This is a genomic window from Paenibacillus endoradicis (assembly GCF_024721975.1).
In genome coordinates, this window is the sequence record NZ_JANQBB010000004.1 from 131,660 (window position 1) to 150,536 (window position 18,877).

Below are 18,877 nucleotides of genomic sequence, written 5' to 3' on the forward strand. Positions count from 1 at the left end.
CTTTGTTTATTACCTCATTATTTATCAAAAACCATAACAAGTGCATTACTTAGATCTCTGCCAGCAGGGGTAATGTACTTACCGTTGGCATATAAACCACTTGATGCTCCACCATCTAAATTCATTGCTTCTACTGCTTTTAATTTAACCATTACCTGTGCTAGCTCTGGAATAGAGGCAGCTGCTGTTGTTACAATAATTAATTGGCCATCGGCTGTGATGCCTATTGCGCTACGTGCGCCGCGACTAGTGAGAATTTTAGGGTCTTTAAAACCTTCACCTACTGGATCTGTATCCACTTTGCCGTTACTTACAAGTCTTGGTCCAGCTTGTAATGCAGTTTCAACAATTCCTTCATCGAGTAATTTTTTAAGCTCACTTTCGCCATCTGCGATAAGTGCATCACCAGTTTTTGTGTAAACAAAGACCGAACGCTCATCACCTGAAGCTTTATTAATTACTTTTCCATTTTGAACGATATATCCGTAAGGAATCTTCGTGCTAGTTTCCGAATAGGCGTTGAAGAACGTTCCATTTACGGCAACTGAAGCTTTGGACCGCTCGACCATCTTCTTGAAAGTCTCTGTACTGCCAATCTTGTTATTGGCATACACAGCATCGAATTTAACCTTTGGATGATAGAGGTCAATATATACGGTGTTGACGCTGATCGTTTTTGTGGAGGTTGCTATTTTTGAACTACCTGTACGAACCGGTTCATTCAAAGCTTTCTCTACTCTTCGTAAAGAAACAGCTTCAATTTCTGTTTTAACTGTATCACTCTGAATAACAATTCGTCCTTCTTTTAGATAAGATACTTTTACGCCAAGTGCTTCTCCTACGAAACGAAGAGGAACGTAGACAGTTCCTGACAAGTTAAATGGAGCAGCATCTAATGTTTTCGATTTTCCATTTACAACTGCAGTTGTTTTATCAACTATAAGCTCAACGCTATCCGTTTTATTTGAAATTCGAACTTTATTATTAGCACTATCCCAATTGACTTTAAATCCAAAAGTTTCAGCAGCAAAGCGGACAGGTACAAATGATCTTCCTGCTGATTCTTGCACAATGCCGTACTTTTTCGCTGCTGAAGCTGAATTAGCCAGATTAAGCTGAAAAAGTAGAGTGAGTGCTGCACATACTAGCATAATTTTTTTAAACATTAAACTTTCCCCTTTGTTAATTAGATTGTGTTCTTTCTTATTTTACACGAAAGTATAATTCCTGAATATGACATTATATATATGTGATAACAAACATTAAAATAATTGATTATTTGATTAAATTCATTTATAGCTGCATGTTTTTTTACAAATAAAGTATCTTGTAATATTATAACATAACATTGTATTATATTCCTATCGAATAACTTTGAATTGAGAAGGTGCAGCTATGATACAGATGATAATTACAGGTATTTTTTGTGGATTTTTACTAGGATTTGTGATGCAACGTGGTCGCTTCTGCTTAACAGGTGGATTTCGAGATATGTATATTGCTAAGGACAATCGCATGTTTTATGCACTTCTTATTGCAATTGCCATACAGAGTGTTGGTGTCTATGCACTCATTGATAGTGGTGTATTTGAATATTCAGCAGGTCAATTTCCGTTAATGGCAGTGATTATTGGTGCGTTTGTTTTTGGAATAGGAATTATTTTATCAGGAGGCTGTGCTACAGGAACTTGGTACCGTGCAGGAGAAGGATTAATTGGTAGCTGGATCGCGTTAGCAATGTATATGCTAATGGCAGCTATAATGAAGTCAGGTCCTTTAGCGAAATTTACAACGGACGTGCGTGAGCCAGTCGTTGGTACAGATTCGATAGCTGGTACATTCGGCATTAATGTGTGGTTTATAGTTGTTCCATTTGTTGCTTTAGTGGCATTCATTATTTATCGTGAGCTGAAAAAGCCTAAATTAAAAATTCCGCAATTAAAGCCAAAGAAAACGGGTTTAGCGCATATTTTATTTGAAAAACGCTGGCATCCATTTGTTACAGCAGTTTTGATCGGGTTAATTGCAACGATAGCTTGGCCATTAAGTGCGCTTTCGGGTCGTATATTTGGTCTAGGAATTACGACACCTTCGGCTAATATTTTACAGTATTTAGTAACAGGTGATGTTGATTTCATTAATTGGGGTGTATTTTTAGTACTTGGTATTTTCTTAGGTTCACTATTCGGTGCAAAAATGAGTGGCGAATTCCGTGTACGTGTTCCTGATGCAAAAACATCTGTACGAAGTGCATCAGGCGGCTTATTAATGGGCTTCGGTGCAAGTTTGGCAGGTGGATGTTCCATTGGTAATGGCTTAGTTATGACAGCGATGATGACATGGTCAGGTTGGGTTGCATTATTATTTATGATTTTAGGTACTTGGACAGCATCCTACTTTGTGTTTGTTCGTCCAGCAAAACAACGTGCTGCAGCGTCAAAAGCTGTAACTGCATAATAAGGAGAGATAATAATGAAAAAAACATTAGAAGTTCTTGGGCTTGTATGCCCATTTCCATTAATCGAAGCAAAGGAAGCGATTAAAGAATTGAATTCTGGGGATGAATTAGAGGTACAATTCGATTGTACACAAGGTACAGAATCAATTCCTCGCTGGGCAGCTGAAGAAGGTCACGATGTCGTTGAGTATGAACAATTAGGTGAAGCTTCTTGGACAATTACAGTAAAGAAAAAATAATGTTACTAACTCATCCGTAGAAATATGGGTGAGTTTTTTTATAGAATGATAAAGTGACAAATGAATTTAGCTGATTAATAACATAGTTATATGAACAATAAAGAGGGATAATAGTTATAAGTGGTCTTAAAATATGTTTGTTAGCTGAGACTTATTTGGTTAGATAAAACTATTCCAGCTTGACATGTTCTGCAGGAATAAATAAGATACGAATTTAAGGCATAATACAAAGGTAGGAACTTTAGATGAAAGAAAATTTTCTAACCGAAGCTGCAAATCTACATAGACCAACCCCTGAATATATTGAGGCCGTCCATAAATTAAGGGGAAATCTTCTACATGCTATACAACTTGGTGATCGCGGTTTGATGAGCGAATATGAGATCGATGCCAATTCAAAATTTGGAGATGTGCAATTAAATATTCTGAATAGAGTTCCCAATGATAAAATTCGATCCTATAAAAATATACTACTATCACATAATACCCTTTATAGCTATTCGGCTGAAAAAGGGGGGCTAAGCCCATGGCAATCTCATTTTATATCAGAGAAATATGCAATAATGATCGAGCATACGGAAACGATGTCTGAACTAGATACGATTCATTCAAATATGCTTAGAGAGTATTCCGACCCAACCATTCGTAAATCTACAAGTGATAACTTAACCATTGTAGAGAAAGCAGAAAAATATATAGAAATGAACTTTACCGAAGATATTTCTATGGAGGAGATGGCAGGGAAATTACATGTTCATCCTTCACATCTCATGCGATCATTTAAGAAAGAAAAAGGAACAACGATTAGTTATTATCGAAATATGAGAAGAATACAAGAAGCAAAGGAACTTATTCAATTCTCTAACCTTTCGATGACCGAAATTGCGATTATCGTTGGTTTTAGCAATTCTCAGTATTTTTCAAAATTTTTTAAAGAGGTTGAAGGAGTAACTCCGTTAGAATTTAAGAAAAATAAGAAATGATCTATATATGATGTGATGAGGATACATACTTGAGAGTAGGAAATTTCTATTGGTGCATGGCAATCATGTGCCTATTTTTGTTGTCATTCTTTATTTATATAAGTTTTGTAATCGAATACAAAATCATGCAATTATACTATAAAAACATGCAATTGTAGTGCAAAACTACTTATTAAAATCGATGTATACTTGTAATCAAGTAATGGATGAAGCGCTTACTTTAAGAGTGGGAGAGCGTAATGAAATTATGAAAATCTTTTGGATGTAATAGAGGAATAAACTTTTGAATTATATGTAAGCGTTATTAATTACTTTAATAAATACTAGGAGGTTAACTTATGAAAAAGTTTGGAGTAAAGGATCAAATAGGATATGCGTTAGGAGATATAGGAGGAAGTTTCGTTAACTTATATATCGGTTCATTTTTCTTAATATTTTGTACCTATGTATTAGATGTAAGCCCTTACTTTATGGGGACAATGTTTCTATTAGCTAAAGTATTCGATGCAGTTTGCAATATTATTATGGGTACGATTCCAGATCGATGGAAACTCGGCAAATCTGGAGATAAATTTCTACCGTATATTAGTATTTCCAAATGGATATTAGCGGCGGCTTGTTTATTAGCTTTTGCAGATGTATCTAGCTGGGGATCTACAGCAACTCATATTTGGGTAGTATTCGTCTATTTATTCTTCTGTGTTGCTTACACAGCGGATTCCATTCCTTATGGTTCTCTTGCTTCAGTAATTACTAATGATCCAGTTGAACGTACTAAACTATCTCGTGCACGTGCTATCGGTGGTATGGTTGTTGGACTAGGTTTCTTATCATTTGTACCAATGTTTATCTATGATGATTCTGGTACAGTAGTTCCAAAAGCATTTTTCCAAATTGCAATTGTGTTTAGTATTTTATCCGTATTAGCTTATACAGGACTTGTAAAACTTACAACAGAACGTATTCGTGATGATAAACCAAAAGGTGCAAAATCTGATTATAGTTTTAAGGATGCATTTAAGATTGCAATCACAAATAGACCACTAATTGGTATGATGGTTGCATCCATCGGCTCACTTCTTATGATTAATGGTGTAAGCCAATTAGCTTCAATTGTGTTTGCAGAGCGTTATCATATGCCAGGGGCATTTACGATTAATTCATTCTTTAGTATTGCTGTAACGCTTTTATTATTCTTAATTATCCCTAAGTTGGTAGCACGTTTTAATAAACGTAATTTAGTTATTGTGACTTCCATCTTCAGTTTCGCGGCATCAATTTTACTAACGGTAGTTACTTTTGAAAACGTATATGTATTTATGGTGTTATATAATTTGGCTACAATCGGTAACTCTGTGTTTGTTATGGTTGTTTGGGCTCTAGTAACAGATTGTATTGATTATGCAGAACTTCAAACTGGGAAGCATTATGAAGGAACACTATTCTCTCTATATTCCTTTGCACGTAAAGTAGGTATGGGTTTAGGTGCTGCTGTTGCTAGTTACTCATTAGGTTGGGTAGGCTTCGTCTCTGGTGCCAAATCACAATCAGCAGAAGTTACAAATGGTGTATTAAAAATGTATACAGGTATGCCGATCCTTGCATTCGCTCTTATTATTATTGGGGTAGGTTTCATCTATAATCTAAATGCGAAGAAAACCAATGAAATGTATGCAGTATTGAAAGAAAGAAGAGCAGTTAAATAATAAAAGTTGTGGTTTTTAATAGATTGTAATGAATAAAGAAGTAGGAGGGTTTATATGCGTACAAGATTCCTTTCAAAAATGACCAACGGAGAAGTTGAACAATATTTGGATCGCAATGATATTATATTTATTCCAGTTGGAGTAACCGAAACACATGGAGCTTTGCCATTAGATGCAGAAACTGTTTTAGCAGAAGCTATTGCTTTGAAAATGGCTGAAGCATCAGATGGACTTGTCCTGCACAACTTACCGTATTTCTTTGCGGGTGGAACAATTATTGGTCGTGGTACGATTCAAATGAGTATAAAAGATGGCATGGCCTATCTAGACAAGATTGCAAAGTCGTTATTAAATCAAGGATTTAGAAGACAGGTCTATGTTACTAGTCATGGTCCAGCTCATATGACGTTAAGCGGTATGGTGCGTGATTTCTTTGACGAGACGAAGGTGCCTATTCTATATATGGATATGTTGAAAGCAGCAGAAGCAGCCAATTGCAATCTGATGGAAACATTCCATGATATGAACATTGGAGCATATAAAGTTTTAGGTAGATTAGAAGATGTTCCTTTGAACGTTCCAGAATCACATTCTGTAACATACGATATCCATCATATGTTTGCAGGTATGGGTAAAAATCCCGGTAATGCATTAGGTAAGTATGCTTATCAATCCGCTGCAGTCGGTTCTTACTTTAATGAACCATCTGATCATATGGTAACTCCGCTTTTGAAAACAGCGGAAGAAAGGGAAGTACATGCAGATGCAGGTATTCAAGCGATGAATGAACTTATCGAGGCACTAGATATGCCGACGATTGTTGAAACACTTCGTCAAGCGGATGTTTATACTAAGGAAGTAATTCTTCCTAGATACGGTTCACATTTGCCAAGATAATAATATAAAACAAACAAATAAGTCGTGCAATCCTTTTAAGGATTGCACGACTTATTTATTTAAAGGGGAAAACTTATAGTGCATCTCCCAAAATATATAAGAATGAGAGATCGGATTATGATTGCTTAAATGGTTATATTAATGTCTTATTGATCATTATATAATTAATCTACTAACAATCATGTTGTTGTTCAAGTAGGAGGCGAAATTGTTGAAGTGGATTACAGATAAGAATAAGAAACCAATTATCGTAATAATTATTATCGTTGTTATTATTGCTGGCTTACTCGATATTAAATATAAAGGATTATTGTATCAACTAGTATCTAGCTTTGTTTAAACTTATCTATTGTACAGGACGTTTAGTTACAGAGCTTAAGTACATTGTATAATGGTTAGCACGAAATGCAATAATGTAAGGTAGATTATTAAAGTTATACTACGTATAAAGGAGATGCAGGATGGAGCTTTTGTTTCTTGGTACAAGCGCGGGTATGCCGATCCGTGGAAGGAATGTGACATCTATAGCGCTACGAATATCACAGTATAACGGCTCGTTTTGGATGTTCGACTGCGGGGAAGGAACCCAGCATCAACTGTTACATACTTCCTTGAAGCTTTCCCGACTGAATAAGTTGTTCATTACCCATTTGCACGGCGATCATATTTACGGTCTCCCTGGTTTATTAAGTAGCCGTTCATCGCTTGGGGGTACAGAATCTTTGGATATATACGGACCGCCAGGACTACGTGAACTTGTAGAGACGAACTTGAGGATAACCGAAACTCACTTGAACTATCCGTTGCAGATTGTAGAAATTGAAGAAGGAATTATATTCGAGGATGATTGCGTAACTGTCGAGGCAGCGATGCTAGATCATCGGATTGATAGCTTTGGATATCGAATTATGGAGCATGATCGTACCGGCACACTTAACGCCGATTGGCTCGCTGAGATCGGTGTTCCAGCTGGCCCCGCCTATGGTCAATTGAAAGCGGGTAAAGATATTACGCTAGAGGACGGTCGTGTAATTCGTTCCGCGGATGCAGTTGGAGAGCCATTGCCCGGTCGCGTTATTACTATACTTGGCGATACAAGACCATGTGATAACGCAGTGAAGTTAAGCGAAGCGGCAGATGTCCTTATTCACGAGGCAACATTTGCTCATGATTTGGCAGATAAGGCTCATGAGTATGGACATTCTACTGCCTTACAAGCGGCAGAGATTGCACATGCAGCGGGAGCCAAGAGATTATTTATCACTCACTTTAGCTCAAGGTATAAGCTAGAGGATTTAGCCGATCTTGAGGCAGAAGCTAGAAGTGTATTCAGCCACACTGAGGCAGCTATAGAGCTCAAGTCATATACGTTGTAGATGATGAAAGTAGCAATTGAATAGATCGCAAAAAAGCGTTGCAGAAATGACCAATCTGCAACGTTTTTTTGTATTATATTTATTGTTCATATTCAGTTCATACATTTAATTTATTATCGCTAAAGCAACTAATCAGCCTTAAGACGGAGAACATTTTCCAACTCGAGTTCAATTACAAAAATTGTAAAACAGATTTATAGTAATACGAAGAGGGAGGAATGACAATGAGTAATGTAATGAAAAGCCAAGTCATTCGAAATAATGGGGAGTGGGCAGTTGAAGCGAGCGGACTCGTCAAAACTTTTGGCGATAATCGTGCTGTTGACGGTGTGGATCTGAATGTACGTGCAGGTACAATCTACGGTGTACTTGGTCCCAACGGAGCGGGAAAGACTACCACGATTAGTATGCTGGCTACTTTACTACGAGCCGATGCTGGTTCAGCGCGCATCTTCGGGTACGATGTGGTGAAGGAGTCAAATATTGTACGTCAATTGATTGGAGTAACTGGTCAGTATGCCTCAGTCGATGAATCGCTTAGTGCTACTGAAAATTTGATCATATTTTCAAGATTGTTAGGACTAGGCCGTGCAGAGGCAAAGCGTAAGGCTGCAGAATTATTGGAGGAATTTAGTTTAACGGAAGCAGCGAAACGTCCGCTGAAAAATTTCTCTGGTGGTATGCGTCGCCGACTAGATCTAGCGGCAAGTCTTATTGCACAGCCACCACTAATTTTCTTAGATGAGCCGACTACTGGGTTAGATCCACGAACGCGTAATCAAATGTGGGATACTATCCGCCGATTAGTAAAGACGGGTTCAACTGTACTATTAACAACGCAGTACCTCCAAGAGGCAGATGAGCTGGCAGACCGAATTGCAGTCATCGATCGTGGTCGAGTTGTCGCAGAGGGCACTGTGAATGAACTTAAAGCTTCAGTAGGTACGTCCTCATTGCAATTAAGCATTCAAAATTCACAAGATATGCTAGATACAAGGCGCATCGTTGAACAGGTACTCAACGTTCGCTCAACTGTCTCGTCAGAAATAGGGAAGATTACTGCTCCGATGGCGGATGCCGACCGAGTGACAGACCTACTTATTGCCCTTCGCGAAGCGGGAATTCATCTTGCTGAGTTGAGTGTACAGAAACCAACTTTAGATGAAGTATTTCTGACCATCACTGGTCACGGTGTTAAAGAGGACGAAGCATCGTCGTCCAACGAGCCAGAAAAAGTACTGGAGGTGAGTGTATGAGTAGTACTTCTATTAAGCCGATTGCTGAACGCCAACTGCGCAACCACACGAGCTTTAGTCAATCGGTTCGTAATTCGTTAACGATGGCCTATCGAGGCCTGCTCAAAATTCGGCGCACACCTGAGCAATTATTTGACGTCACACTCCAGCCTATTCTGTTCACGCTAATGTTTACTTACATTTTTGGAGGTGCGATATCAGGCGATGTACTTAGTTATTTGCCAATCATTATTCCTGGTATTCTCGTACAGACTGTAATTACAACGTCCATTGTCACCGGTGTCCAGTTACGTGAAGACATGGATAAGGGTGTATTCGACCGATTCAAGTCATTGCCTATTGCTCGTATTGCTCCACTCGCAGGAGCGTTACTCGCGGATACAATCCGTTATACGATTGCAACGGTACTTACGTTCACAATGGGATATATAATGGGTTTTCGTCCCGAAGGTGGCTTTGGTTACGTTGTTATTGCTGGGCTACTCGTCATTGTATGTGCTTGGGCAATTAGTTGGATATTTGCCTTCTTCGGTGTTATAGCACGTACCGCATCAAGCGTACAAGGAATCTCAATGATTGTGCTGTTTCCACTTACGTTTTTATCCAATGCTTTTGTGCCTGCCGATACTTTGCCTAATTTTCTCCAATGGTTTGTAAAGATTAACCCAATCTCTCATCTCGTCACTGCTGTGCGAGAACTTGCGAACTCTGGCACCATAGGTGTCGACTTATATATCTCGCTCATTGGTGCTGCTGTCATTGTAGCAATTTTTGCACCAATTACAGTACGTGCATATATGCGTAGAACATAGAAAGTTTATCCTTTTCTCCCTAAAGCATCCTTTGGATGCTTTTTTTTGTTTTGTATATGGTTAATGTTGTTAAATTTATTTATAATGTTAATTTAGTCTACTGTTCTTTGTTAAAGATAGGTATCTTACATAATGATATTAAACAACCAAGACCGAAAGGGAGTCATCTCATGTTTGAAACCTTACTGTTGAACTTCTTATTTTTACTATTACCAGTGTTACTATTTATAATTTTCTTTGAGAATAGAGCCTATTCATATAATAGAATAATTATTGTATTTCTATCGGCAGTAGCTATGAGCCTCTGTATTGCCAAACCATTTAAACTCGACATTGGCTATATATTTGATCTGAGATATATTCCGTTTATTATTGTCGCTCTTTTTGGAGGGTACAAAAATGTTCTTCCGTTATACATACTCTTAAATGTTCACCGATTCTATGTAGGTGGGGAAGGGATAATTCAGTCGTTCCTTTTCTCAACAATACTAACGATATTAATACCACTATATAATAAGAAATTTATGAAGCTTCATTCAAAAGGTCGCATTATAGCAGCAACTGTTATTGCTTTTCTAACGATGGCATTTTACCTGTTTACATTAAGTTTTAATCATGGGGCTTTAAATCAACAATTCTGGATACTCACAATTAATGCTTTTACAACTCATGTGGGAGTAATGATTGTCATTATGATCTTAATAGAGAAAATTATCGACAATATAAAGAATCGTGATCGAATTATTCAATCGGAAAGATTGAATGTCGTTAGTGAGTTAGCTGCTAGTGTTTCACATGAAATAAGAAATCCTCTTACGGTGACGAGTGGTTTTCTGCAATTGTTAAGAAAATCTAAGACAATCACCAAGGAGGAGAAAACTTATGTAGAACTATCGTTACAAGAATTACAAAGGGCTGAAAAAATCGTTAGCGACTATCTTTTATATTCTAAGCCTCAATCCGAAAATATGGTTTATTCCAACATGAGTGAGGAATCACAATATACGAAAAATATTATTACGCCATATGCTTCTATACATAAGGTAGAAGTGGTGTTTACTTTTAATAACACTCTTAATAAAAATTATGATCGTAATCAAATCCAGCAATGTCTAATTAATTTATACAAAAACGGTATTGAAGCCATGAAAGAAAACGATGGAGGTAAGCTATATATTGATATATCAGAAAAGAAGCAAAACATAATAATTAAGATTCGCGATACCGGAATCGGAATGTCAAAGGAAGAAATCTCTCGTCTTGGAAAGCCCTATTATTCTACTAAAGAAGAAGGTACGGGGCTTGGTATGCTTATGGTCTACAGTACCATTAATAAAGTAAAAGGGAATATTGAAGTCGATAGTGAAAAAGGTAAAGGTACAACTTTCCTTATAACTATTCCAACATAGATATGCGATCAACCATATAATGGAGCACAATAGCAAGCTTAATAAAACTACAATAAAGGGATAAACATCCCTTTATTGTAGTTTTTACTTTATATATAACTAAAAGTATTGAAACCGTTTTCGTAAATGGTTGCTTATACTACTAATAGTTGAAATTAATTCTTATAAGATAATTTTCAATATTCTACAATAGCGAATAAGAACATAAAAAATCATTGTAGGAGGCTCACGTAATGAGAAAAACACAAGATTGGAATCATAATTGGCAGTTTATCAAAACAGACGGCGATTTTCATAACATTGAAATAGATGAATCAAACTTTGAAGCAGTTACATTACCTCATACCTGGAATAATATCGATGGTCAGAGTACAGTAGATTATTATAAAGGAAAATGTTGGTATAGAAAAAACTTTGAAAAGCCAGAAGTGGAAAGTGGCGGTAAGATTTTCGTTAAATTCGAGGCAGTTGCACAAGTAGCTGAAGTGTATGTAAATGGGAAGTTTGTTGTAGAGCATCGCGGTGGATACTCAGCATTTTTTGCAGATATTACAGATTATATAGTGGATGGTCATAATATCATTGCTGTCTCGGCAGATAATGCTGCAAAAAATGTTTATCCTCAAAGTTCTGATTTTACTTTCTTTGGTGGGATTTATCGACATGTTACTTTAATTACAGTACCGAGTAATCATTTCTCATTCGATGAAGATGGAAGTGACGGCGTATTCCTCACTCCTCACGTAGACGGATATGTAGATGTTAAAGGTTTTGTTACTGGTGCAGACAATAGTAAGGCAACAATTAATGTATTGAATGCTCAAGGTGAACTTGTAGCAACTGCAATCAATGACGTGAACAATGGCAAATTCGATTCTAAGGTAGAAGTTGCTAGTCCACACTTATGGCAAGGAATAGATGATCCATATCTTTATACGGCTCAAGTGGAGCTAACTGTGGATGGACAACAAGTGGATAACTTATGTTATCGAATTGGATTCCGTAGCTTTGTAGTTGATATCGAGCGTGGTTTCATTCTGAACGGAATAGAAACTCCATTAAGAGGTGTTGCCAAACACCAATGTCGTGAAGATAAAGGAACTGCTGTATCACATGCAGACCAGATGGAAGATATGGAACTGATATTAGAGATGGGTGCGAATACGGTTCGTTTATCTCATTATCAATACGCGCCAATTGCCTATGACCTAGCGGACGAAATGGGTCTAGCGCTATGGACTGAAATTCCGTTTATTACAGTATTTGAAGCGGGAAAAGAATATAAAGAAAATGCTAAATCACAAATGATCGAGTTAATAAGACAAAATTATAATCACCCTTCTGTTATTGTATGGGGGCTCGGGAATGAATTAACAATTGGCGGGGAAAGCGAAGCACTTTATGAAGAACTACGTGCATTAAATGACTTAACTCATGCATTAGATTCTACAAGATTAACTGCTCTTGCCAATATGTCTCTTACTAAAAAGGGTAGCGCATTGAGAGAGATTACTGATATCATCAGTTACAATCAATATTTGGGATGGTATACAGGAACAATTGAAAATAATGCGGCTTGGATGGATCAAATTCACGAAGAGGATCCCAATATTGCAGTTGGCGTTAGTGAATACGGTGCCGATGCAGTAATGAAATGGCATAGTTCTAATCCGAAGAAAAAAGATTACACGGAAGAATACCAAGCACTATATCATGAAGGAAATGTAAAATATATATCTGAACGACCGTTTTTATGGGCGACACATGTCTGGAATATGTTTGATTTTGCTGCAGCATTCCGAGATGAAGGTAGCTCAGTTGGACGTAACAACAAAGGTCTAGTAACTTTCGATAGAAAGACGAAGAAAGAAGCTTTCTATCTCTATAAAGCTTATTGGTCCAAAAATAAATTTGTTCATATTTGTGGTAGAAGATATGTTCAAAGAGCAGAAGAAAAAATTGAAGTTAAAATCTATTCCAACTGTGAGCGAGTAACATTATCTATTAATAACGGTGAAAAGATTACGCAAGAAGGTAATAAGATCTTTATCTTTAACGATGTTCCGCTAGTAATGGGCGAGAATACGTTACTTGTAACAGCACCAGGTGGCTATGCAGATCATATTGTTCTTGAAAGAGTAGCAGAACCGAATGCTGAGTATGTATTGCCGGTAGTTGAAGTGGAATTGAGCGATGAGGTAGAGCAGTGGTTCATCAATTTAGTTCCAAAAAGTGATGAATTATCATTCCCGGAAGGATATTATAGTGTGCGAGATGACTTTGATACTCTTTTCGCAAATGCAGAAGCAGCAGAAGCGCTACAAACGATAATCTTTGAGCCAATTCGTATTGACAGTGAAGCTACTGGAGTAGTAAATGGTATGCAAGATGTTGCTACTAAAGCAGGAAGTATTACTTTTGAAGCCATCTGGGAGTTCCTCGGTAAAAGATTACCAAGTACAGCAATACTATTGTTGAATGAAAAATTAACACAAATTAAGAAGTAAAGATGAAAAGATGATTTCGATTATTCGAAATCATCTTTTTTGTGCATATATAACTTATACTGAAATTTTATTAAGTGTTATTGGTTATAATCTGCAAGTGTGTTTTTAATAATGTTTGCAATGGTATGATGAGCTTCCGATTCTTTTTCGGCAGTGTTTAAATAATCGAGTCCAATGGAAGAAAGTCCGCCATTCAGATACTCAAACGTTATTTTGAATTTGTCGTCACCTTCTAGATCAGGACGTTGTCTATATATTTCCTTTAAATTAGCATCTGCAATTTTTCTAAAGAACACTTCTTTGCGGGCATGTCTAATCAGATGTGTACTTAAAGGTTGAAGTGATCTAAAGGTAGTAGTTATTATATTTACATATTGAACAGGATCAGTAAAAATAGTCAAAATATCATCTAAATCAGAAATATACTTGTTTACTAATTCATTCTCGATATGATCCACCAATGCATATATATCTTCATAGTGTCGATAGAAAGTAGTTTTGTTAATCATAGATAAATCGGTAAGTTCTTTTATCGTAATTTTTTCAATCCGTTTTGTTTCTATAAGTTGTTTAAAAGCATTGGTGATAATAATATTCGTTTTGTAAACTCTTTTATCTATCATGATTCAACGACCTTCCTACTAGTAACATCTGTGTATGAAACGCATCTGTATTGTCAAAATATTAGCAAGAATTACTCTTTATCTCTATTCTATCACAAATTGTTTATTGGATTTATTTCTACAATGTAAATATTTATCGTAATAATTCAAGTTCATAATCGGTGTTACAGCCGCTCAGGAAGTGAGTATATAAGGTGAGGAGTTGCGAATGGTACATCGTAGTTTATTAAATAATAATTCCTCACGAGGAAAGGGCCGTCTAATAACTCTCAAAAAAAAGGGTTGCTCTGAAAGTCGAAATGGTACCGACTTTCAGAGCAACCTTCCTATTTTAAGTTGTTTAATTGACTATGTTAGATTCTTCTATCGCTTGATTGTTATTTACTGTTGTTCTAATTTTCTCTTTTCAGCTAAATCAATGGCTAACTGATTTGTACGCTGTTTATTTAGTGGATAAAAAACTCCTAATAGTATGAAAATCATAAAATACATAATCCCTGGTACTAACGTCGAAAGAGAATAAATACCACTCAGCGAAGCTTCTGTCTGTACATCTAGTGTTGCATCATATCCAACAAGGGCAATGGCGAAACCACCAATACCACCAGCTAGAGCTTGTCCAACTTTTCTAGTCATTGCTGTAAATGAGAAAACGGTTGCATCTTCACGAAGTCCAGTCGAATATTCATGATAATCGATAACGTCTGTAATAAATGCCCAACTTGTTAAGCCAAAGAAAGAAAATGAAAACATTGAGACACTTGAAATAAGAATAAATTGAATAGCCGTTAAATCTTTTAAGAAGAATAGAAGCAGGTAAGTAAGCGCTGAAATTAACAGACCAGCAGCTGAAATTTCTTTTTTACCAAATCTTTTTACAAGTGGCTTAACTAACGGTACTGCAACTATCATTGTAGCAATTTGTACAAGACCTACCAAACTCAATGCTTCTGTGTTACTAAAATACTCTTTGAATAAGTACGTATTAACCGTATTTACTAGTAATGAACTTACTGTAACGATAAGCATTGAAGTTACTACCCAAATGAAAGGTTTGTTTTTCATTAGATGTTTAAATGATCGCCCGAAATTTCCTTTTTTCTTTTCAGTTGATTGGACTACAACACGTTCCGTTGTTAATTTGAAACATGCAAAATAACAAGCAATTGCAATAACAGCAAAAATAACGGCTGTCATAAATAAACGGTTGGCATCAAGTTTGTTATCGACAAATATAATTAGTGGTGCAAGAACACCGATAAGTATACCAGCCAACATGGAACCTGTTGTTCTCCAAGTTGATAAAGTCGTTCGTTCAACGGGGTCATTGGTAATGACAGAAGCCATTGATCCATAAGGAATACTTACTGTACTATATAATGTTCCCCAAACAATATAAGTGACGAAAGCCCACGCTAGATAGAAGCCATTCGACATACCTGGAATATGGACGAACATCAATATACCAGTTACTACAAGAGGTAGAGACATTCTGAGAATCCATGGTTTAAATTTTCCGTGTTTAGTTGTGCCTCTTGAGTCAATATATCTCCCCCATGCGACATCTGCAAAACCATCCCATAGACGTGCAATAAAGAAGATTACACCTACTGCTGCAGCATTAATATGAAATACATCAGTATAGAAAATCATTAAGTAACTACTAACTAACAGAAAAAAGAAATCGTTTCCACAATCGCCTAATAAATATCCGAATTTATCTCTTAACCCAAATGGACGTTTAGTTTGTCCTTGTACTTTGACAGTTTGTGTGGTTTCTAATTGAGTCATACTCATTATGTTTCTGTCCTCCTAGTGTGAACTATTCTTCTTTTATATTGTAAAATATTATAAAAAACGTTATAAGAATCAATATTTTCTATCAGTAGTATATGCAACTAATTTTGAAAACGGTTTCATATATCTTTCATATCTAATCGAAAAGAGTAGGGGAAACGGTAGTTAACTGTAACAAGGGATTGAAATGCTCTTATAGAATACATATTAAATAGATGCTTAATCAAGTGGGAGGTTGAATGATTGAAAACAATACAAAATATGTTTAAACATTTGCACTGGGCAAATCAACGTATTCTAGAAACTTTGCAAAATTGTAAAGCAGACGACCAACAGGTACGTCTTTTTCTTCATATTTTATGTGCAGAACAAGTATGGATAACTAGATTGCAAGGAAAGGATAGTTCAAAATTGCCAATCTGGTCTGATGGTGATCTTGCAGCATGTACAAATCTTAGTCAACAAAATGTAGAAAGCTACACAACGTTTCTCAATCAATTAGCACATACAGATCTAGATAATGTAATAACATACTCCAATAGTAAAGGGGAACAGTTTAACAGTTCGATACGAGAAATTTTAACTCATGTAGCACTTCATGGTCAGTATCATCGAGGACAAATTAATATGCGGCTCAGGCAAGCTGGATGTGACCCCGTTAGTACGGACTATATTGTATTTGTAAGATAAATAAGGTACGTTAATAAGCCCATTCTGACATAATAGAATGGGCTTATAATATTTCTTTGTTTACTGAATAAACAAAGTCTGTTAATCTAGATGTGATACCCGTATAAACAAAATGCTTTACTCCGTTTGGGCGGGGAGAAAGTAATGAATAGAAATATTTTTTTGTACATTTCAAGCAATTAAAATATGGAGGGAATAATTTAGATGACTAATCAAGCGAAGAAAGTAGTTGTAACTGGTGGAAGTGGTATGTTGGGCCGCTGGGTAGTTAAACATTTGGTGGAACATGGATATAATGTACTGAACGTCGATACACGTCAACCAGAGGAGTCTATTTGTCCCACGTTAATCGTTGATCTTGAAGATTTGGGACAAACATATGGTGCACTGGCTGGTGCTTATGCAGTTATTCATATGGCGGCAATTCCAAGAGCAGGAATGGTACCACCAGAGGTGACATTCCGTAATAATGTGATGGCTACTTACAATGTTTTGGAAGCGGCTTCAGGACTCGGAATTAAGAAGGTTGTTGTTGCTTCTAGCGAATCTTCATACGGTATTTGCTTCGCTGTTCATCCGTTTGGTCCACAATATGTGCCAATGGATGAAGCACATCCGCAACTTCCACAGGATAGCTACGGTTTGTCGAAAATTGTAGGTGAGTTAACTGCAGATATGTTCCACCGTAGATCCGGTATTCAAGTCGTGTCACTTCGTTTAGGCAACGTTATTCCTCCGGAGTGGTATGAGAAGTTCCCGTCATGGATTAATAATCCCGAAGAACGCGAACGCATTTTGTGGAGCTATATCGATACTCGGGATGCTGCTGAAGCTTGTCGACTAGCGATTGAAGCAGAAGGACTTGGTTCTGTTGCGCTTAATCTCGGATCGAATGAGACGAGTATGGCTGTACCTAGCCGCGAGCTAATGGCTGCACGTTATTCTGAGGTTACTGATTTCCGTGCTCCACTTGAAGGGCATGAAGCGCTACTTAATAGTGAAAAAGCAATGAAATTACTTGGCTGGGAGCCGAAATACAAGTGGCGTGAGCAACTTGAAAAGTAATGGATAAGTAGGAGGTTGTTCTATCTCATGTTAGTATGAGAGGGACAATCTCTTTTTCGTAAATCTATCTCAGAGAAGGTGTTACTTCGTGGGTTATTTTCTACTCCTACTAGCGACATTAGCATGGAGCTTTGTTGGAGTTCTAGTCAAAACAGCGTCGACAATGGTAGATAGCTCAATTATCTCGTTCGCTCGTTTTTTCTTCGGTGTCATCTGTCTTATCATCTTTCTCTATGTACGTGATGGTAAGCTGCAAATTCGGGTGGGATTGAAATGGATTTGGATTGGGGCAATAGCGAAAGCAGTTAATTATATGCTTGAAAATATAGCGCTAAAAATCGGCTACTCCTACGGTAATATTCTCGTTCAACCTGTTCAGACCGTTGTATTGTTGTTTGCGGCGGGACTGTTGTTTAAGGAGAAAATATCAATTAAAGGTTGGATTTCGGCAGCATTTTGCGTAGCTGGTGTAATTGTAGTGGGTTGGAATGGAACGCCGCTTGATGAACTTATGAGTGGAGGAGGATTAACGACACTGTTGTTTACACTTGCCGGAATCGGTGCTGCTGTACACGTACTCAGCCAGCGTATGCTGCTAAAGACTATGGACAACGGGAATATGAACTTATCTGTCTTCATGATGAGTACATTAATCGTTGCTGTTCCAATGCCGATACAATCTCATGGTGTTATCGGACCGATAACCGTATGGGCGTGTGGAGCTTTAGTACTGCTTGGCGTAATTACAGGTCTAAGCTTTTTCTGGTTCGCAGAAGCAATTAAGAAAGTACCTTTTGCCGTCGTAGCAATTGTAGGAAATAGCACCGTCCTGTTTGCAATATTGTGGTCATATTTATTTTTTAATGACCCAATTACTATTTACATTATAATCGGTACATTAATATTCGTTGCGGGAATCATACTAATGAATTTTAAGATGCCACATGCGAGAGTTAGAAAGTCATCAACATTAAATCATCCATAACATAGTGTTATTTTGTTTGAGAATATCAAATCAACACAGGATATGAATAACGGAAAATAGCGTTTCTAAGCCTT

The 18,877-nt window shown here is 37.0% G+C and carries 17 protein-coding genes; 14 read left to right on the forward strand and 3 right to left on the reverse strand.

All coding sequences use genetic code 11. From position 1 onward, the window contains the following. Window positions 1-17 precede the first annotated feature (17 nt). Window positions 18-1,166, reverse strand: coding sequence for a phosphodiester glycosidase family protein (locus tag NV377_RS14705; RefSeq protein WP_258201542.1), 1,149 nt, complete (start codon window positions 1,164-1,166; stop codon window positions 18-20). A 229-nt stretch (window positions 1,167-1,395) separates the two neighbouring features. Here NV377_RS14705 and NV377_RS14710 point away from each other — a divergent pair, with 229 nt between their 5' ends. The 11 genes from NV377_RS14710 to NV377_RS14760 all read left to right on the forward strand — a co-directional run bounded on the left by NV377_RS14710 (window position 1,396) and on the right by NV377_RS14760 (window position 13,643). Beyond that, window positions 1,396-2,457: a YeeE/YedE family protein gene (locus NV377_RS14710; protein WP_258201543.1), complete on the forward strand. Its 1,062-nt coding sequence runs from the start codon at window positions 1,396-1,398 to the stop codon at window positions 2,455-2,457. A gap of 15 nt (window positions 2,458-2,472) precedes the next feature. Then, complete coding sequence (locus NV377_RS14715) at window positions 2,473-2,697, forward strand: sulfurtransferase TusA family protein (protein ID WP_258201544.1); 225 nt, start codon at window positions 2,473-2,475, stop codon at window positions 2,695-2,697. Between the two features lie 245 nt (window positions 2,698-2,942). After that, complete coding sequence (locus tag NV377_RS14720) at window positions 2,943-3,680, forward strand: helix-turn-helix domain-containing protein (RefSeq protein ID WP_258201545.1); 738 nt, start codon at window positions 2,943-2,945, stop codon at window positions 3,678-3,680. 338 nt (window positions 3,681-4,018) lie between these two features. Then, entirely contained in the window at window positions 4,019-5,386 is a 1,368-nt protein-coding gene (locus NV377_RS14725) for an MFS transporter (RefSeq protein ID WP_258201546.1), read from the forward strand. A 54-nt stretch (window positions 5,387-5,440) separates the two neighbouring features. Further along, a complete protein-coding gene (locus tag NV377_RS14730) occupies window positions 5,441-6,283 on the forward strand; it encodes a creatininase family protein (protein WP_258201547.1) in 843 nt (280 codons plus the stop codon). Between the two features lie 211 nt (window positions 6,284-6,494). Beyond that, window positions 6,495-6,623 (forward strand): hypothetical protein, encoded by a 129-nt coding sequence (locus tag NV377_RS14735; protein ID WP_258201548.1) that lies wholly within the window; start codon window positions 6,495-6,497, stop codon window positions 6,621-6,623. A 121-nt stretch (window positions 6,624-6,744) separates the two neighbouring features. Next, on the forward strand, window positions 6,745-7,659 hold the full coding sequence (rnz, locus tag NV377_RS14740; protein WP_258201549.1) for a ribonuclease Z: 915 nt from the start codon (window positions 6,745-6,747) through the stop codon (window positions 7,657-7,659). 224 nt (window positions 7,660-7,883) lie between these two features. Further along, complete coding sequence (locus NV377_RS14745) at window positions 7,884-8,915, forward strand: ATP-binding cassette domain-containing protein (RefSeq protein WP_258201550.1); 1,032 nt, start codon at window positions 7,884-7,886, stop codon at window positions 8,913-8,915. Continuing rightward, complete coding sequence (locus tag NV377_RS14750) at window positions 8,912-9,727, forward strand: ABC transporter permease (protein WP_258201551.1); 816 nt, start codon at window positions 8,912-8,914, stop codon at window positions 9,725-9,727. Before NV377_RS14745 ends, NV377_RS14750 begins: the two co-directional genes overlap by 4 nt. Window positions 9,728-9,897: 170 nt before the next feature. Continuing rightward, complete coding sequence (locus NV377_RS14755; protein ID WP_258201552.1) at window positions 9,898-11,136, forward strand: ATP-binding protein; 1,239 nt, start codon at window positions 9,898-9,900, stop codon at window positions 11,134-11,136. 233 nt (window positions 11,137-11,369) lie between these two features. Then, window positions 11,370-13,643, forward strand: a complete 2,274-nt coding sequence (locus NV377_RS14760) for a glycoside hydrolase family 2 protein (RefSeq protein ID WP_258201553.1) — start codon at window positions 11,370-11,372, stop codon at window positions 13,641-13,643. A 77-nt stretch (window positions 13,644-13,720) separates the two neighbouring features. On the opposite strand, the gene NV377_RS14765 is transcribed toward NV377_RS14760, so the two are convergent. After that, window positions 13,721-14,266, reverse strand: a complete 546-nt coding sequence (locus NV377_RS14765) for a TetR/AcrR family transcriptional regulator (protein ID WP_258201554.1) — start codon at window positions 14,264-14,266, stop codon at window positions 13,721-13,723. Window positions 14,267-14,647: 381 nt separating this feature from the next. After that, window positions 14,648-16,063 (reverse strand): MFS transporter, encoded by a 1,416-nt coding sequence (locus NV377_RS14770; RefSeq protein ID WP_258201555.1) that lies wholly within the window; start codon window positions 16,061-16,063, stop codon window positions 14,648-14,650. A gap of 243 nt (window positions 16,064-16,306) precedes the next feature. Here NV377_RS14770 and NV377_RS14775 point away from each other — a divergent pair, with 243 nt between their 5' ends. The 3 genes from NV377_RS14775 (at window position 16,307) to NV377_RS14785 (ending at window position 18,803) form a co-directional block, all read left to right on the forward strand. Continuing rightward, window positions 16,307-16,753: a DinB family protein gene (locus tag NV377_RS14775; RefSeq protein WP_258201556.1), complete on the forward strand. Its 447-nt coding sequence runs from the start codon at window positions 16,307-16,309 to the stop codon at window positions 16,751-16,753. 204 nt (window positions 16,754-16,957) lie between these two features. Then, complete coding sequence (locus NV377_RS14780; protein ID WP_258201557.1) at window positions 16,958-17,818, forward strand: NAD-dependent epimerase/dehydratase family protein; 861 nt, start codon at window positions 16,958-16,960, stop codon at window positions 17,816-17,818. A gap of 88 nt (window positions 17,819-17,906) precedes the next feature. Then, entirely contained in the window at window positions 17,907-18,803 is an 897-nt protein-coding gene (locus NV377_RS14785) for a DMT family transporter (protein WP_258201558.1), read from the forward strand. The last annotated feature ends 74 nt before the right edge of the window (window positions 18,804-18,877 follow it).

Excerpts from the sequence above, each read along its gene's own strand:
- NV377_RS14710 (WP_258201543.1), top strand. The coding sequence starts at position 1,396 with ATGATACAGATGATAATTACAGGTATTTTTTGTGGATTTTTACTAGGA.
- NV377_RS14755 (WP_258201552.1), top strand. The coding sequence starts at position 9,898 with ATGTTTGAAACCTTACTGTTGAACTTCTTATTTTTACTATTACCAGTG.
- NV377_RS14765 (WP_258201554.1), bottom strand. The coding sequence starts at position 14,266 with ATGATAGATAAAAGAGTTTACAAAACGAATATTATTATCACCAATGCT.
- NV377_RS14760 (WP_258201553.1), top strand. The coding sequence starts at position 11,370 with ATGAGAAAAACACAAGATTGGAATCATAATTGGCAGTTTATCAAAACA.
- NV377_RS14780 (WP_258201557.1), top strand. The coding sequence starts at position 16,958 with ATGACTAATCAAGCGAAGAAAGTAGTTGTAACTGGTGGAAGTGGTATG.
- NV377_RS14715 (WP_258201544.1), top strand. The coding sequence starts at position 2,473 with ATGAAAAAAACATTAGAAGTTCTTGGGCTTGTATGCCCATTTCCATTA.
- NV377_RS14705 (WP_258201542.1), bottom strand. The coding sequence starts at position 1,166 with ATGTTTAAAAAAATTATGCTAGTATGTGCAGCACTCACTCTACTTTTT.
- NV377_RS14730 (WP_258201547.1), top strand. The coding sequence starts at position 5,441 with ATGCGTACAAGATTCCTTTCAAAAATGACCAACGGAGAAGTTGAACAA.
- NV377_RS14720 (WP_258201545.1), top strand. The coding sequence starts at position 2,943 with ATGAAAGAAAATTTTCTAACCGAAGCTGCAAATCTACATAGACCAACC.
- rnz (WP_258201549.1), top strand. The coding sequence starts at position 6,745 with ATGGAGCTTTTGTTTCTTGGTACAAGCGCGGGTATGCCGATCCGTGGA.
- NV377_RS14750 (WP_258201551.1), top strand. The coding sequence starts at position 8,912 with ATGAGTAGTACTTCTATTAAGCCGATTGCTGAACGCCAACTGCGCAAC.
- NV377_RS14745 (WP_258201550.1), top strand. The coding sequence starts at position 7,884 with ATGAGTAATGTAATGAAAAGCCAAGTCATTCGAAATAATGGGGAGTGG.
- NV377_RS14725 (WP_258201546.1), top strand. The coding sequence starts at position 4,019 with ATGAAAAAGTTTGGAGTAAAGGATCAAATAGGATATGCGTTAGGAGAT.
- NV377_RS14770 (WP_258201555.1), bottom strand. The coding sequence starts at position 16,063 with ATGAGTATGACTCAATTAGAAACCACACAAACTGTCAAAGTACAAGGA.